This is a genomic window from Streptomyces sp. ISL-94 (genome assembly GCF_018614075.1).
Lineage (GTDB): Bacteria > Actinomycetota > Actinomycetes > Streptomycetales > Streptomycetaceae > Streptomyces.
The window spans coordinates 44,846-60,689 of sequence record NZ_JAGGOZ010000010.1; the positions used below are offsets into that span (position 1 = coordinate 44,846).

Here is a 15,844-nt window from a genome sequence, read left to right on the forward strand (position 1 = left end):
GGCGGTCGGACACTGGTCAGCTGGCGCGATGACGATGGATCTCGATGAACTTGCCAAGGCCCGGGCCGCCTACGACGCCGAGATGCGCCGCGACGCACAGCCGGACTCCGCCCGGGCCCGGGTGGAGCGGGCGGGCCCGGTCGTACGGCAGACCGCGTCCGCGCTCGGCTGGAACGGCGTGGTCTGGTCGGACCTCGACGCGGGGACGGCGGACGCGGAGATCGCGGCGCAGGTCGCGTACTTCTCCGGGCGCGGGGCGTCGGAGTTCGAGTGGAAGCTCTACGGCCACGACGGCCCGGCGGATCTCGGGGATCGGCTGCGGGCGGCGGGCCTGGTCCCGGAACCGCCCGAGACGCTGATGGTGGGCCGGGTGTCCGAGCTCGCCGGGCTGCCGGTGGAACCGCCGGAGGGGATCGCCCTGCGGGTGGTGACGGACGAGGCCGGGGTGGACCTGATGATGGAGGTCCACGCGCGTGCCTTCGGAACCGGGCGGCCGCGGATCCGGGAGCTGATGCTGGACCTGCTGCGGGAGGAGCCGGACTCCATCGCCGCGGTCGTGGCGATGGCGGGCGACACTCCGGTGAGCGCGGCCCGGATGGAGATGCGGCCGGGGACCTCGTTCGCGGGCCTGTGGGGCGGCGGCACGGTCTCCGAGTGGCGCGGCCGGGGCATCTACCGGCTGCTGGTCGCCCACCGTGCCCGCATCGCGGCGGAACTCGGCATTCCGTACCTCCAGGTGGACGCGTCGGCGGACAGCCGCCCGATCCTGGAGCGGCTGGGCTTCGGTGTGCTCGGCGTGACCGTCCCGTACATCTGGCCGAGGACCCAGGTGTAGGACCAGGGGGTGTAGGACCAGGGGGTGTAGGACCAGGGTGCCCGAGGGCTCCGCAGGCAGCGGTGACGGCCTTCCCCGCCAGGGCGCCAACGGGCAGGATCCTGCGCATGGAACCCATCGAACGCGTCTCACCGCCCCTCACGGGCGACGAGCGCGAGACCCTCCGCGCCTACCTCGACTACCACCGGGCCACCCTCGCCTGGAAGTGCGAGGGCCTCACCGACGAGCAGCTGCGCCGCGCCTCGATGCCCCCGTCCACCCTGTCCCTGCTGGGCCTGGTCCGGCACATGGCCGAGGTCGAGCGGCACTGGTTCCGCCGGGTCCTGAACGGCGAGGAGCTCCCGCACCTGTGGTCGGACCGCCACGACTTCCAGGCCGCCTACGACGCCTCCGGCTCCGGCCGCGCCGAGGCGTTCGGTGCGTGGGAGGCGGAGGTGGCCCACTCCCGGCGCATCGAGGCCGAGGCCGCGTCCCTCGACGTGACGGCGTTCGTGCCGCGCTGGGAGAAGGAGGCCTCGCTGCGCATGCTGATGCTCCACCTCATCCACGAGTACGCCCGCCACAACGGCCACGCCGACTTCCTCCGCGAGGCGATCGACGGCGTCACCGGCGCCTGAGGCGGAGCCCCCCGGTATGCCGCCGACGGGGCATGCCGGCTCGGCTCAGGCCGCCCGCCAGTACCCCAGCGCGTTCACCCGCTGCTTCGGCAGGGCGAGTTCCCTGCGCAGGTACGCCGTGAGCGCGCGGGTCGTCGCGGTGTCGCAGGCCAGCCAGACGTACGCCGACGCCGGATCCGGACCGAGCAGCTCCGGCAGCTCCGCCCGGACCCGGTCGGCCAGCGCCGTCCCGCCCCGCGCGACCCGGCGGATGTCGTGCCGGTCCGCGTCCGCCCGTAGCGGCAGCCCGGCGTCCGAGGCGTGCTGCGTCTCGAACCAGACGGTCGCCGGGGTCTGCGGGTAGGCGTCGAGCAGGGAATTGACCGCCGGGAGGGATGCCGGGTCCCCGATGACGAGCAGCCGCTCCGGGGCCGGCGCCGGGTCGGTGAATCCCGTTCCCTGCACGGTGGCGTCGAGGGTGTCCCCGGGCCGGGCGGCGCGCGCCCAGGCGCTGGCGACGCCGTCGTGCAGGGCGAACTCGAAGCAGAAGGTGCCCGCCTGCGGATCCGGGTCCACCAGCGTGTAGGCGCGCTGGTGCGGCCGGCCCGCGGCCTCGAACCACACCCGCACCCACATCGTCGGGTGCAGCGACTCCCCGGCGGCCGCCAGCAGCCCGCCGTCCGTGAAGGACACCCGGCGGTAGTGCTCCGTGACGTCTTCCGCGCCCGTCACCGTGAAGGTGAAGTCCTTGCCCCTGAGCAGCTTGAGGACCACACCCTCCCAGCCCTTGCCGACCGCCATGTCCAACCCCTCCCCGACACCCCTATAGTTAGGACAGCCTAACCTAATGCACCGTGGGGAAGAGTGTGAGCAGTGTGACCAGCGAGAGCAGTGCGCGCAGGGACGACGGGACAACCGGCGTTCCCCGAGGGGCGCGCGAGGCGTACGGGACCTACGAGGTCTTCCGCGACCCCTGGGGCATCGCCCACCTGCGCGCCTCCGACGACCTCACCCTCGCCTACGCCCAAGGCCGCGTCACCGCCTTCGACCGCGCCTGGCAGCTGGAGGTCGAACGGCACCGCGCCCAGGGCTCCAGCGCCTCCTTCCTCGGCGCGGACTCCGTGGCCTGGGACACGTTCGCCCGCCAGTGCCGCCTCGACGACACCGCCCGCCGCTGCCACGAGGCCCTCGACGCGCAGACGGCCGCCTGGGTCGGCGCGTACGTCGACGGCGTCAACGACGGGCTGGCCGCCGGCGCCGCCCGCGACGAGCGCTTCGGGCGCACCGGCCTGGTCCCCGCCCCCTGGGAGCCGTGGGTTCCGCTCTCCGTCTGGACCGCCACGCACGTCCTGTTCGCCGGCTTCGCCACCAAGCTGTGGCGCGAGCGCGTGGCCCGCGCCCTCGGCGACGACGCCGTCACCCTCTTCGCCACGGACGGCCCCGGCACCGCCGGCAGCAACGGCTGGCTGGTGCCGGGCGACCGCACCACCAGCGGGTCGGCGATCATCGCGGGCGACCCGCACCGGTTCATCGAGGACCCGGGCGTCTACCAGCAGATACGTCTCTCCTGCCCGGACTACGACGTGCTCGGCCTGGCCGTCCCCGGCGTCCCGGGCCTCGGCCACTTCGGGCACACCGGCACCGCGGCCTGGGCCATCACCAACGCGATGGCCGACTACCAGGACCTCTACGCCGAGCAGTTGAGGCCCGCTGCCGACGGTGCGGGCGTGGAGGCCCTGGGCCCGGACGGCGTCTGGGAGCCCGTCCACCGGCACACCGAGACGATCACCGTGGCCGGTGGCGAGGACATCGAGGTCGAGGTCCTGGAGACCGCCCGCGGCCCCGTGATCGTCCCCGCGGACGACGCCCCCACCGAGACCGCCGGCAGTGGCACCGGTGCCACCGGCCGCGGGACCGCCGCCACAGCGCCCACGGCCGCCGGGCAGAGCCTCTCCCTCCGCTACCCGCCCCGCGTCCGCGAGGACCTCGGCTTCGCCGCCCTCCCCGCCCTCCTGCGCGCCCGTACCGTCGCCGACATCGACCGCGCCCTCGACGGCTGGGCCGAGCCCGTCAACGTCGTCCACGCCGCCGACTCCGCGGGCGGCCTGCTGCACCGCGTCGCCGGCGCCGTACCGCTGCGCGACGACGCCAACCGGCTGCGCCCCGTGCCCGCCTGGGACCCGCGCCACGCCTGGCAGGGCGGCTGGGCCGAGACCCCCGCCGAGCCGGTGCAGGGCTTCGCCGTCATGGCGAACGCCCGCGGGATCGCCTCGCCCCTCGGCGTGGAGTTCGCGCCCCCGCACCGCGCCAACCGCATCCGCGAGCTGCTCAGCGGCTCCGCGGACTGGTCCCCGAAGGCGATGGCCGGCGTACACGCGGACACCTACCTGGCCTCCGCCGAGCCGCTGCTCGCCCTGCTGCCCTCCTTCGAGGACCTGACCCCGGCCGCGGCGGCGCTGCGCGCCCGACTGCTTGCCTGGGACCGGCACATGGCGGCCGACAGCGCCGACGCCACCGTCTTCGCGGCCTTCCGGACCGCGACCGTACGCCGCTTCGCCGCCGACCCCGTCTTCGCGGACCTGGCCGGCGCCCCGTCCGGCCCGGAGGTGTTCCACCCCTGGCTGTACCTGGTCCCCCGGATCGGCTACGCCCTCGAAGGCCTGCTCGCCACCCCCCTCCTCCCCGCCCTCGACCGGGCGGCCCACGTCCGCGCCGCCCTGGAGGAGACGGCGGCGGCCGGCGCCCCCGACACCCCCTGGGCGGAGGTCCACCGCCTCACCCCCTGGTCGGCGCTCCCGGACCCCGAGGCCCAGTGGCCCGGCCTCGGCGGTGACCACGACTGCGTGAACGCCACCTCCTCCGTGCCCGGTTTCACCGACCTCACCGCCCGCGCGTCGGCGGCCCGTTACGTCTGGGACCTCGGCCGCCGCGAGGACAGCCTCTGGGCGGTCCCGCTGGGCGCGGACGGCGTCACCGGCACTCCCCACCACCGCGACCAGCTGCCCCTGTGGGCGCGGTGCGAACTCGTCCCCGTCGTCACCGACTGGACCCGCCTCACCAAGGAATCGATATGAGCCCGACCCGGCAGCCCGTGTACACGCACCTCGTCGAGGGCTTCGGCACGGTCACCATCACCCCCGTCGACCCGGCCGCCGACTCGGCGCTGATCCACGGCTGGGTCACTCAGGAGCGGGCCCGCTTCTGGGGCATGGGCGGGGCCGGCCGCGAACTCGTCCAGGAGATCTACGAGGACATCGACCGCCGCACCACGCACCACGCGTTCATCGCGGCCCGCGAGGGGGTGCCGGTCGCGCTGTTCCAGACGTACGACTGCGCCGAGGACCGGGTCGGCGAGTGCTACGAGGTCCAGCCCGGGGACGTCGGCGTGCACCTGCTGATCGGGCCCGGCGACGGGGCCCCCGAGCGCGGTTTCAGCGCGGGCCTGCTGACGGCCTTCATGGCCTTCCTCTTCGCCGACCCCGCCACCCGGCGCGTGGTCGCCGAGCCGGACGTCCGCAACGACAAGGCCATCGCCCGCCTGGAGCGGACCGGTTTCACCCTCGGCCCGGAGATCGAACTCCCGGAGATCGACCTGCCGGAGGTCTACCTCCCGGCCAAGCAGGCCCGCCTCTGCTTCCTCGGCGGACCGGTGGCGCCGGACCGCTGAGCGGCGGGCCGCCCCTTCGGCCGGCGCGCGGTCCAAGACGGCCCTTGGTCGTATCGTCACCCTAACGGGATGCCGATTCCCATTGACCCTGCGTGCCCGGCGGCTGGAAGCTGATCCCCACTCACATCATGGGCGCTGGGGGGAAATTGACCAGCCAGAATCTGCACATCGGACCGGACGCGGCTGCCGACCGCTACCGGTTGCTCCGTTCCATCGGGCGCGGCGGGGAGGCCGTGCTCTATCTCGCCGAGATCGAGCTCGCCGGCAGGGCCGAGCCCGTGGTCGTCAAGGTGCTCGACTCCAAGACGACCATCACGCCCGAGATCTTCGACCGGATCAGCCAGAAGTGGAACGAGCAGGCGGAACTGCTGCGCTTCGTCCACCGGCCCGGCGTGGTGGGCGTACGGGAGCATTTCGAGGGCCCGCCGATCCACCGGCCCGGCGAGTCCTCGACCCTGACCGGGCGGGCGCTCGTCCTCGTCATGAACCACGTCGACGGGCTCGACCTGCGCGACTGGCGGGCGGAGCGGACCCTCGCGACCGCCGCCGAGCGGCGCGAGGTGATGCGCACGCTGGAGCAGCTGGCCGACGTACTGGACTGGCTGCACTCGGGGAAGGCCACCCCCTCCGGGCGACAGGTGATCCACGGCGACCTCTCCCCCGGCAACGTGATGGTGGACGCGTACGGGCAGGCCACGCTGGTGGACTTCGGCCTGAGCAAGCTGACCGCCGACCACCAGACCGCCGAGGTCTGGTTCACGCCGGGCTACGCGGCCCCCGAGGTCTTCGACGGCAAGCGGACACCGGGCACGGACCGGTACGCCTTCGGGGCCATCGCGTACTTCCTGCTGAGCGGGCAGTCGCCGCCCGCCACGCCCGAGCAGCTGGCCCAGGCGCTGGCCGCGCTGCCGCAGATCGCCGTACTGGACGCCGATCAGCGGGCGCGGATCACCTCGATCCATTCGGCCGATCCGGCGAAGCGGCCGGTGAGCCTGGCGGGCTGGATGAAGGACGTCCGGCACGCGGTGGCCTCCACGACCGCCTCCACCTCGCGGCCGGCCGCCGTCCAGGACACCCCGCCGAGGCCGGCCGCCGCCCCGCCCGCGCCGCTGGTGCCGCCGCAGCCGGTCACCCCGCCCGTGGCGGACCGGCCCGCGCAGGCGCCGCCGACGGCGGCCCCGCCCGCGCCGTACGTGCCGACGGCGCCGGTGACGGCCCCCGATCCGGCGCCGGCCACGGTGCCCGAGTCGGTGCCCTCCGGGTACGGACCCGCGTACCACCTGGACCCTGCCCCTGCCCCGGAGCGGTCGCGTCCGCCCAAGAAGCGGCGGACCGGCCTGGTCCTGGGCTCGGTGGCCGCCGTGGTGGTCCTGGCGGCGCTCGCGGTGGCCGGCGTGCAGCTGCTGAAGGACAAGGACCGGGGAACCGGGCAGGCATCGGGCTCGGGTGGGCCGGCGGCCGCCGCGTCCAGCCAGGAGACCCCGTCGGAGACCCCGGCCCCGACGCCCAGCACCTCGCCGGACACCAGTGACGACGTGGTGGAACCCACCGCCACCGCATCGAAGCCCGCCAACGGCGCCGCGCCCGGCGTCAACGCCGCCGACCTGACCGTCATGAACCCCGTGGACGGGCTGGGCGACTTCACGGTCGGAGCGGCGAAGATCAACACCAAGCAGTACGGCGCGGCGTTCATCGCCGACCTGGGCTGCAGTGGCGATGCGATCGCGGAGTTCGACCTCAACCGGGAGTGGAAGTACCTGGACTTCACGGCCGGAGTCGACGACGGCTCCAGCAAGGAGAGCGGCCGGGTCAGCATCTCGCTCGACGGCCAGCCGGCCGCCTTCTCCGAACTCGTCGCGCTCGGCAAGCCGGTCACCAAGAGGGTGGAGGTCAACGGCGCCCTGCGCCTGCGCATCAAGGTCGACGCGGGGTGCGACATGGGCAAGGTGGTCATCGCCGCCCCGCAGCTGACGCGCTGAACCCCGTATGCGACAGGGCGGCCCCGCACCGGAATCCGGTGCGGGGCCGCCCTGTCGCGTAGTCGGTCCTACTCGGCGACGCCCAGGCGCTCCAGGATGAGCTCCTTGACGCGGGCCGCGTCGGCCTGGCCGCGGGTGGTCTTCATGACCGCGCCGACCAGGGCGCCGACGGCGGCGATCTTGCCGCCGCGGATCTTGTCGGCGATGGCCGCGTTGCCCGCGATGGCCTCGTCCACGGCCGCGCCGAGCGCGCCCTCGTCCGAGACGACCTTCAGGCCCCGCTTCTCGACGACCTCGTCCGGGGTGCCCTCGCCGGCGAGGACGCCTTCGAGGACCTTGCGGGCCAGCTTGTCGTTGAGCGAGCCGTCCGCGACGAGGGCCGCCACCCGGGCCACCTGGGCCGGGGTGATCGGCAGCACGTCGACGGAGACGCCCTGCTCGTTGGCGTTGCGGGCCAGCTCGCCCATCCACCACTTGCGCGCGGCGGTCGAGTCGGCGCCCGCCTCGATCGTGGCGACGATGGAGTCCACCGCGCCCGCGTTCAGGATCGACTGCATGTCGTGCTCGTTCACGCCCCACTCCTCGCGGAGGCGGTTGCGGCGCACGCGCGGCATCTCGGGCAGGCCGGCGCGCAGCTCCTCGACCCAGTCGCGGGCCGGGGCCACGGGGACCAGGTCGGGCTCCGGGAAGTACCGGTAGTCCTCGGCGTTGTCCTTGATGCGGCCGGCCGTGGTGGAGCCGTCCTCCTCGTGGAAGTGCCGGGTCTCCTGCACGATCGAGCCGCCCGACGTGAGCACGGCCGCGTGGCGCTGGATCTCGAAGCGGGCCGCGCGCTCGACGGAGCGCAGCGAGTTGACGTTCTTCGTCTCGCTGCGGGTGCCGAAGGGCGCCTCGGGGCTGGGGCGCAGCGACAGGTTCACGTCGCAGCGCATCTGGCCCTTGTCCATGCGGGCCTCGGAGACGCCGAGCGCCTTGATGACCTCGCGCAGCTCGGCGACGTACGCCTTGGCGACCTCGGGGGCCCGCTCGCCCGCGCCCTCGATCGGCTTGGTGACGATCTCGATGAGCGGGATGCCGGCGCGGTTGTAGTCCAGCAGGGAGTGGGACGCACCGTGGATACGGCCGGTGGCGCCGCCGACGTGCAGCGACTTGCCGGTGTCCTCCTCCATGTGGGCGCGCTCGATCTCCACGCGGAAGATCTCGCCGTCCTCCAGCTGCACGTCGAGGAAGCCGTTGAAGGCGATGGGCTCGTCATACTGGGAGGTCTGGAAGTTCTTCGGCATGTCCGGATAGAAGTAGTTCTTCCGGGCGAAGCGGCACCACTCGGCGATCTCGCAGTTCAGCGCGAGGCCGATCTTGATGGCGGACTCGATGCCGATCGCGTTGACGACCGGCAGGGAGCCGGGCAGACCGAGGCAGGTCGGGCAGGTCTGCGAGTTGGGCTCGGCGCCCAGCTCGGTGGAACAGCCGCAGAACATCTTGGTCTTGGTGCCGAGCTCGACATGGACCTCAAGGCCCATGACGGGGTCGTACGAGGCGAGAGCGTCCTCGTACGACATCAGTTCGGTGTAGGTGCTCACGGTGAAACTTTTCCCTCTCAGCCCAGCAGGACGTCGTCGTCGCCCAGGCGCTTCAGCTCGCGGTACAGGATCGCGAGACCGGTGACGATGGCGGCGGCGGACACGACGGCGTCGACCAGCCTCAGCGTGTCGTGCTCCGTGCGGGCCTTCTTGGCCTGCTTGATCACGCTGAGGGCGCCGAAAGCGGTGGTGCCGATCGACAGGTACGTGCCGGACTTGGACTTCTTGAAGCCCTTGGCCTTGGACAGTGCACTGGTGCTCACAGGGACGGTGCCTCCTCTAGCAGCGGGTGACCCCAGCGTGCGACGAAGGCGGCCTCGACGGCCGCGCCGACCTTGTACAGCCGGTCGTCCTTCATCGCCGGGGCGATGATCTGCAGCCCGACCGGGAGGCCGTCCTCCGGCGCCAGGCCGCAGGGCAGCGACATGGCGGAGTTGCCGGCCAGGTTGGTCGGGATGGTGCACAGGTCCGCGAGGTACATCGCCAGCGGGTCGTCGGTGCGCTCACCGATCGGGAAGGCGGTGGTGGGGGTCGTCGGGGAGACGATCACGTCGACCTGCTCGAAGGACTTCTCGAAGTCCTTCGAGATCAGCGTGCGGACCTTCTGGGCGGAGCCGTAGTACGCGTCGTAGTAGCCGGAGCTGAGCGCGTACGTACCGAGGATGATGCGGCGCTTGACCTCGTCGCCGAAACCGGCTTCGCGGGTGAGCGCGGTGACGTCCTCGGCGGACTTGGTGCCGTCGTCTCCGACGCGCAGGCCGTAGCGCATGGCGTCGAAGCGGGCCAGGTTCGAGGAGCACTCGGACGGCGCGATCAGGTAGTACGCGGCCATCGCGAGGTCGAAGGACGGGCAGTCCAGCTCGACGATCTCGGCGCCCAGCTCCTTGAGGAGCTCCACCGACTCGTTGAAGCGCTGGACGACGCCGGCCTGGTAGCCCTCGCCGGCGAACTGCTTGACCACGCCGACGCGCATGCCGGCGACCGAGCCGTTGCGGGCCGCCTCGACGACCGGCGGGACCGGGGCGTCGATGGAGGTGGAGTCGAGCGGGTCGTGGCCGGCGATGACCTCGTGCAGGAGCGCGGCGTCCAGGACCGTACGGGCGCAGGGGCCGCCCTGGTCGAGGCTGCTGCTGAACGCCACCATGCCGTAGCGCGAGACGCCGCCGTAGGTGGGCTTGACGCCGACGGTGCCGGTGACGGCGGCGGGCTGGCGGATGGAGCCGCCGGTGTCCGTACCGATGGCGAGGGGCGCCTGGAAGGCGGCCAGCGCGGCCGCGGAGCCGCCGCCGGAGCCGCCGGGGATCCGGGTGAGGTCCCAGGGGTTGCCGGTGGGCCCGTAGGCGCTGTTCTCCGTCGACGACCCCATGGCGAACTCGTCCATGTTGGTCTTGCCGAGGATGACGACGCCGGCTTCCTTGAGCTTGCGCGTCAGGGTGGCGTCGTAGGGCGGGATCCAGCCTTCGAGGATCTTCGAGCCGACGGTGGTCGGGACCCCGACGGTGGTGAAGATGTCCTTGAGGGCGAGCGGGACGCCGGCCAGCGGGCCGAGCTTCTCACCGCGCTCGCGCTTGGCGTCGACGGCTGCCGCCTGGGCGAGGGCGCCTTCGCGGTCGACGTACAGGAAGGCGTGGACCTTCTCGTCGGTCGCGTCGATGCGGGCCAGGTGGGCCTCGGTGACCTCGACGGCCGTGAGCTCGCCGGAGGCGATCTTCTCGGCGGTCTCGGCGGCCGTGAGCTTGATGATGTGGGTGTCAGCCATGGTGATTAGTCCTCCCCCAGGATCTGCGGCACCTTGAAACGCTGCTGCTCCTGGGCGGGAGCGCCGGAGAGCGCCTGCTCGGGGGTGAGCGAAGGACGGACCTCGTCCGCGCGCATGACGTTCGTCAGGGGCAGCGGGTGGGAGGTCGGCGGTACGTCTTGGTCGGCGACCTCGGATACGCGGGCGACCGCGCCGATGATGTCGTCGAGCTGTCCGGCGAAGTGGTCCAGCTCTTCGGCCTTGAGTTCCAGACGTGCCAGCCGAGCGAGGTGGGCGACCTCCTCGCGCGTGATGCCAGGCATGCAGCGATCCTCTGGGGGTGGTGAGTGTGTAGGTTTCGGGCCCAATCCTATGGGGCCGGGCCCGCTCACCACGAAACGGTTTGCCGCCGCCCTGCCGAGAGCCCCTGTCCGTGCCCCCGCCGAACCCGCTGCGCGGCGCCCCCGGGCTCCGCCCGCACCCGCGCCTCAAACGCCGGCGAGGCTGAATATGCCCCGCCTCAGACGCCGGCGCGGCTCACGGTCCGACGGCGGCTGCACCCGGCGCCTACGGGCCCACGCCGGCCACATCCAGCCCCGCCGGCGTTTGAGGCGCGGGGGCTCGGGGGCAGAGCCCCAGCGGCGGCGCCGCACCCGCGGGGGCGGGGCTGGCCCGGCGTCAGCCGGCGTCGGCTTCGGCCGCGGCCAGTTCCGCCGAGATGTCGGCCGGGCGGCGCCAACCCCGCTCGCCGCGCGCCAGCAGCCACGCGGTGGCCTCCTGCGGCGGCATCGCGGCCGCGACCAGCCAGCCCTGGACCGCGTCGCAGCCCAGGTCCCGCAGCCGCTCCCACGTCTCGTCGTCCTCCACGCCCTCCGCCACGACGAGCAGCCCCAGCGAGTGCGCCAGGTCCACCGTGCAGCGGACGATCTCCGCGTCCTGCGCGTCGACCGCCAGCCGGCCCACGAACGACCGGTCGATCTTCAGCTCGCTGACCGGCAGCCGCCGCAGGTGGACCAGCGAGGAGTACCCCGTACCGAAGTCGTCCAGGGACATCTTCACGCCGTGGCCGGTGAGCCCGGCCATGGTGTCGGCCGCCCGCTGGGGGTCCTCCAGCAGCACGTGTTCCGTTATCTCCAGCTGGAGCCCGCTCGCCGGCACCCCGTGCCGGGCCAGCCTGGCGGCCACCGCTCCCGCGAAGCCGGGGGTGTGCACATCGCGCGGCGAGACGTTGACGGCGACCGGGACCTTCAGGCCCTGCGCCCGCCACCGCGCCACCTGGGCGAGGGCCGTCTCCAGCACGTACTCCGTCAGGTGCGGCATCAGCCCGGAGGTCTCGGCGATCGCGATGAACTCGTCCGGGGACACCCGCCCCCGTTCCGGATGCACCCAGCGCACCAGCGCTTCGAGCCCCGCCACCTGACCGTCGAAGCGGACCTTCGGCTGGTAGTGGAGTTCCACTTCGCCCGCGTCGAGGGCCCGGCGGAGGTCGCCGAGGAGGCCGAGCCGGTCGGGGGTGTTGCTGTCCCGCTTGGACTCGTACACCTCCACCCCCGTACGGTCCCGCTTCGCCTGGTACATCGCCACGTCCGCGCGCCGCAGCAGCCCCTCCGCGTCCAGCGCGTGGTCGGGGAAGACGGCCAGCCCGGCGCTGGCCTCCAGGACGAGCGTGAGGCCGTCCAGGTCCAGCGGGGAGCTGAGCTCCGCGACCAGGTGGCGGGCGATCCGCTGGGCGCTGGTGGTGGAGTCGGCGACGGGCAGTAAGACGGCGAACTCGTCACCGCCGAGCCGGGCCGCCTCGGCGTCCTCGGGCAGGGCCTGGCGCAGCCGGTCGGCGATCTGGAGGAGGAGGCGGTCGCCCGCCAGGTGGCCCAGGGTGTCGTTGACGGCGCGGAAGCGGTCCAGGTCGATCAGCACAAGAGCTGCCCGGGTGCCCAAACGTTCAGCCTCGTCCAGGGCGGACCAGGCCCGCTCCAGCAGCCACTGCCGGTTCGGCAGTCCGGTCAGGGGGTCGCGCAGCTGTTCCTCGGCGCGTGCCCGGGCGATCCACAGCGTGGAGTCCAGGGCGATCAGCGGTACGGCGAACAGCGGCAGCAGCACCGGCTGGGTGACGGCGACGGCGCAGATCAGCGGGGCGATGCCGAGCAGGGCGACGGCCACCAGGGCTTGGCGGAGCAGGGCCGTACGGGCGACGGTGGGCAGGCCGCCGCCGCGCGGCGCGAGCGCGAGCCACAGCAGGAGGCGGGTGACGAGCAGGTAGGAGACGGCGACGAGGATGACCTCGGGGACCGCGTCCAGGCCCCAGCTGGTGGGCTTCCAGGGGGTCTCGACGGACGGCGCCTCGCCGAAGGCGGCAAGGACGAGGGCTCCGGCGCCGATGCCGAGGACGTCCACGGAGCCGTGCAGGAGGCCCTGCCGCCAGCGGTGCCGGCGCGCGGCCCCGACGAGGGTGACGACCGCCAGGGAGACGAGTCCCGCGGGCACCCACCCGTACAGGATGAGCACGCCGAGCGTGAGGGCGGCGCCCGAGCCGGTGCCGCCCCACCAGCGGTCGCGGCCCAGGGCGACGAGGTGGCCGACGATGATGCCGGTGAGCAGGGCCAGCGCCCAGCCCACCGAGCCGCCGGGGAAGAGCGCGTGACGGCCGGTCAGTGCGGAGACCACGCCGGCCGCGAGCACCACGACGGAGAGGCCCATCACGGCGAGCGCCAGCATCCTGCGGCGCCCGGGTTCGCCCGCACCGAGGTCCAGCGGTCGGGTCTCCGGCATCCTGGACCCCAGGACACCGAACCGGCCCGCCCGCATGGACGGGAGTTCCCCGCCGAATTCAGGTGACGGGTCGGCGCTTTCGGTGGGTTTCATGCCCGTCCCTCTCACAGCCGGCGGTGCCGATGTCACGCAATGGCCCTGACGTCATGCCATCACGGCTGGAATCGCATCCGGCAGCCGTGCACGACGGGCGCACCCCTCAACAGTAGGACGCGGGAGGCTCCCAGGGGCAGCGGTCGGCGGCGGTTGCCCGAATGCGACCCAGCCATCCTCATCAGTACGGTATCCGCCGAACGGGTGAGTTTGGACCGGGACCCCCGGTCACCCATCCGATGATCCGACAGGTCACCGCCCTGCTGACAGCCTTGTACCGGCCGTTTATCACCGGTAGACGCGCCCGGCGTGCGCCCGCCCGTACGGCCGCACGCCACGCATCGGTTCGCCTTCGCTACTCCCCCGAGGCGATTGCCTTTCCCCGTCCTACTGCTCCTGGCCCCCGCCGTCCACCGGAAGCGCGGCTTCCCGCGCCGCGTCCGGGCCCTGCTCCAGCAGTACCTCGAAGCCGGCGTCGTCGAGAATCGAGAGCTTCAACTGCACGGCCTTGTCGTACTTCGAGCCCGGGTTGTCGCCGACCACGACGAACGAGGTCTTCTTCGACACGGAGCCGGTGACCTTGGCCCCGCGGCTCTGCAGGGCCTCCTTCGCGCCGTCCCGGGTGTGGTTCTGCAAAGTGCCGGTGACGACGACGGTCAGCCCCTCCAGCGGCCGCGGCCCCTCCTCCTCGGCGGAACCTTCCTCCTCCATCCGGACTCCGGCCTCCCGCCACTTGCGCAGGATCTCCTGGTGCCAGTCGACGGCGAACCACTCCTTGAGGGAGGCCGCGATGATGGCGCCGACGCCGTCGGTGGCGGTCAGCTCCTCCTCGGTGGCCTGCTCGATGCGCTCGATCGACCGGAACTCGCGGGCCAGCGCCTCCGCGGCGACGGGGCCGACGTGACGGATCGACAGGCCGTTGATGATGCGGGCGAGCGGGCGGTTCTTGGCCTCCGCGATGTTCTCCAGCATCGCCAGGGCGTTCTTCTTCGGCTCGCCCTTCTGGTTGGCGAAGACCGTGACGATCTTCTCCTCGCCGGTCTTCGGGTCCCGCTTGGGCAGCCCGCTGTCCTGGTCCAGGACGTACGCCTTGATGGGCAGCAGCTGCTCGATGGTCAGGCCGAAGAGGTCGCCCTCGTCGAGCAGCGGCGGCTGGGCCGGCTCCAGCGGGGCGGTGAGTGCGGCGGCGGCCACCATGCCGAAGTTCTCGATGTCCAGGCTCTGCCGGCCGCCGAGGTAGAACAGCCGCTCGCGCAGCTGGGCCGGGCAGGTCTGCGCGTTGGGACACCGCACGTCGATGTCCGCCTCCTTCATCGGCCGCAGCTCCGTCCCGCACTCGGGGCAGGCGGCCGGCATCACGAACTCCCGCTCGGTGCCGTCCCGCAGGTCCACCACCGGGCCGAGGATCTCGGGGATGACGTCGCCCGCCTTGCGCAGCACGACGGTGTCCCCGATGAGCACGCCCTTGGCCTTGACGACCTCCTGGTTGTGCAGGGTCGCGAACTCGACCTCGGAGCCCGCCACCGTCACCGGCTCGACCTGGGCGTACGGGGTCACGCGCCCGGTGCGGCCGACGCCGACCTTGATGTCGATCAGCTTGGTGTTGACCTCTTCGGGGGCGTACTTCCAGGCGATGGCCCAGCGCGGGGCGCGGGCGGTGGAGCCGAGGCGGCCCTGGAGGGCGATATCGTCGAGCTTGACGACGACGCCGTCGATCTCGTGCTCCACGGAGTGCCGGTTCTCGCCGAAGTAGGCGATGAACTCGCGCACCTCGTCGAGCGAGGAGACGACCTTGTTGTGCTGGGCCGTGGGCAGACCCCACTCGCGCAGCAGCTCATACGCCTGCGACTGGCGCTCGATCTCGAAGCCCTCGCGGGCGCCGATGCCGTGCACCACCATGTGCAGCGGCCGGGTGGCGGTGACCTTCGGGTCCTTCTGGCGCAGCGAACCGGCCGCCGCGTTGCGCGGGTTGGCGAAGGGCTTGCCCTCGGCCTCGACGAGCCGGGCGTTGAGCTCCTCGAACTTCTCCATCGGGAAGTAGACCTCGCCGCGGATCTCGACGAGGGCCGGGATCCGGTCGCCCTTGAGGCGGTCCGGGATCTCGGCGATGGTGCGGACGTTGGGCGTGATGTCCTCGCCGGTGCGGCCGTCGCCGCGGGTGGCGGCACGGGTCAGGCGGCCGTTCTCGTAGGTGAGGTTGACGGCGAGGCCGTCCACCTTCAGCTCGCACAGGTAGTGGTGGTCGGCGGTGCCGGTGTCCCGGGCCACCCGCTCGGCCCAGGCGGCCAGTTCCTCGTCGTCGAAGGCGTTGTCGAGGGAGAGCATCCGCTCGCGGTGCTGGACGGAGGCGAAGTCCGTCTCGTACGCCCCGGCCACCTTCTGGGTGGGCGAGTCGGGCGTGCGCAGCTCCGGGTACTCCTCCTCCAGCGCCTCCACCGAGCGCAGCAGTTTGTCGAACTCGGCGTCGCTGACGACCGGCTGGTCGTTCACGTAGTACCGGAAGCGGTGCTCCTCGACCTGCTCGGCCAGCAGCGCGTGCTGCTCACGCACCGCCGCCGGTACTGCCGTGTCCTGTTGTTCGGCTGCCATG

The 15,844-nt window shown here is 72.7% G+C and carries 12 protein-coding genes; 5 read left to right on the forward strand and 7 right to left on the reverse strand.

The window, feature by feature from the left end:
* Positions 1 to 34 precede the first annotated feature (34 nt).
* Positions 35 to 835, forward strand: a complete 801-nt coding sequence (locus J7E94_RS03155; protein WP_215012216.1) for a GNAT family N-acetyltransferase — start codon at positions 35 to 37, stop codon at positions 833 to 835.
* A gap of 107 nt (positions 836 to 942) precedes the next feature.
* Positions 943 to 1,452: a DinB family protein gene (locus tag J7E94_RS03160; protein WP_215012102.1), complete on the forward strand. Its 510-nt coding sequence runs from the start codon at positions 943 to 945 to the stop codon at positions 1,450 to 1,452.
* A 45-nt stretch (positions 1,453 to 1,497) separates the two neighbouring features.
* Here J7E94_RS03160 and J7E94_RS03165 read toward each other — a convergent pair whose 3' ends face one another.
* On the reverse strand, positions 1,498 to 2,232 hold the full coding sequence (locus J7E94_RS03165; protein WP_215012104.1) for a siderophore-interacting protein: 735 nt from the start codon (positions 2,230 to 2,232) through the stop codon (positions 1,498 to 1,500).
* Between the two features lie 179 nt (positions 2,233 to 2,411).
* Between J7E94_RS03165 and J7E94_RS03170 the strand changes: the two genes are divergently transcribed.
* From J7E94_RS03170 to J7E94_RS03180, 3 genes are all read left to right on the forward strand, one after another.
* Entirely contained in the window at positions 2,412 to 4,505 is a 2,094-nt protein-coding gene (locus tag J7E94_RS03170; RefSeq protein WP_308344486.1) for a penicillin acylase family protein, read from the forward strand.
* The gene (locus J7E94_RS03175) at positions 4,502 to 5,098 is read left to right on the forward strand and encodes a GNAT family N-acetyltransferase (protein ID WP_215012106.1); all 597 of its coding nucleotides are present in this window, start codon (positions 4,502 to 4,504) and stop codon (positions 5,096 to 5,098) included. The genes J7E94_RS03170 and J7E94_RS03175 overlap by 4 nt, the downstream gene beginning before the upstream one ends.
* Before the next feature lie 146 nt (positions 5,099 to 5,244).
* Positions 5,245 to 7,077 (forward strand): protein kinase, encoded by a 1,833-nt coding sequence (locus tag J7E94_RS03180; protein ID WP_251056055.1) that lies wholly within the window; start codon positions 5,245 to 5,247, stop codon positions 7,075 to 7,077.
* Positions 7,078 to 7,145: 68 nt separating this feature from the next.
* Here the strand turns inward: J7E94_RS03180 and gatB are convergent, their stop codons facing one another.
* The 6 genes from gatB to ligA form a co-directional block, all read right to left on the reverse strand.
* The gene (gatB, locus tag J7E94_RS03185) at positions 7,146 to 8,636 is read right to left on the reverse strand and encodes an Asp-tRNA(Asn)/Glu-tRNA(Gln) amidotransferase subunit GatB (RefSeq protein ID WP_215012218.1); all 1,491 of its coding nucleotides are present in this window, start codon (positions 8,634 to 8,636) and stop codon (positions 7,146 to 7,148) included.
* A gap of 38 nt (positions 8,637 to 8,674) precedes the next feature.
* Positions 8,675 to 8,920, reverse strand: a complete 246-nt coding sequence (locus J7E94_RS03190; protein ID WP_215012110.1) for a hypothetical protein — start codon at positions 8,918 to 8,920, stop codon at positions 8,675 to 8,677.
* Positions 8,917 to 10,416: an Asp-tRNA(Asn)/Glu-tRNA(Gln) amidotransferase subunit GatA gene (gene gatA / locus J7E94_RS03195; protein ID WP_251056056.1), complete on the reverse strand. Its 1,500-nt coding sequence runs from the start codon at positions 10,414 to 10,416 to the stop codon at positions 8,917 to 8,919. Before gatA ends, J7E94_RS03190 begins: the two co-directional genes overlap by 4 nt.
* Before the next feature lie 5 nt (positions 10,417 to 10,421).
* The gene (gene gatC / locus J7E94_RS03200; RefSeq protein WP_010984178.1) at positions 10,422 to 10,718 is read right to left on the reverse strand and encodes an Asp-tRNA(Asn)/Glu-tRNA(Gln) amidotransferase subunit GatC; all 297 of its coding nucleotides are present in this window, start codon (positions 10,716 to 10,718) and stop codon (positions 10,422 to 10,424) included.
* Between the two features lie 355 nt (positions 10,719 to 11,073).
* A complete protein-coding gene (locus J7E94_RS03205; protein ID WP_215012112.1) occupies positions 11,074 to 13,254 on the reverse strand; it encodes a bifunctional diguanylate cyclase/phosphodiesterase in 2,181 nt (726 codons plus the stop codon).
* Between the two features lie 387 nt (positions 13,255 to 13,641).
* Positions 13,642 to 15,843 carry an NAD-dependent DNA ligase LigA gene (gene ligA / locus J7E94_RS03210; RefSeq protein ID WP_215012114.1) on the reverse strand — a complete coding sequence of 734 codons (2,202 nt, stop codon included), beginning with the start codon at positions 15,841 to 15,843 and terminating at the stop codon, positions 13,642 to 13,644.
* Between the last annotated feature and the right edge of the window lies 1 nt (position 15,844).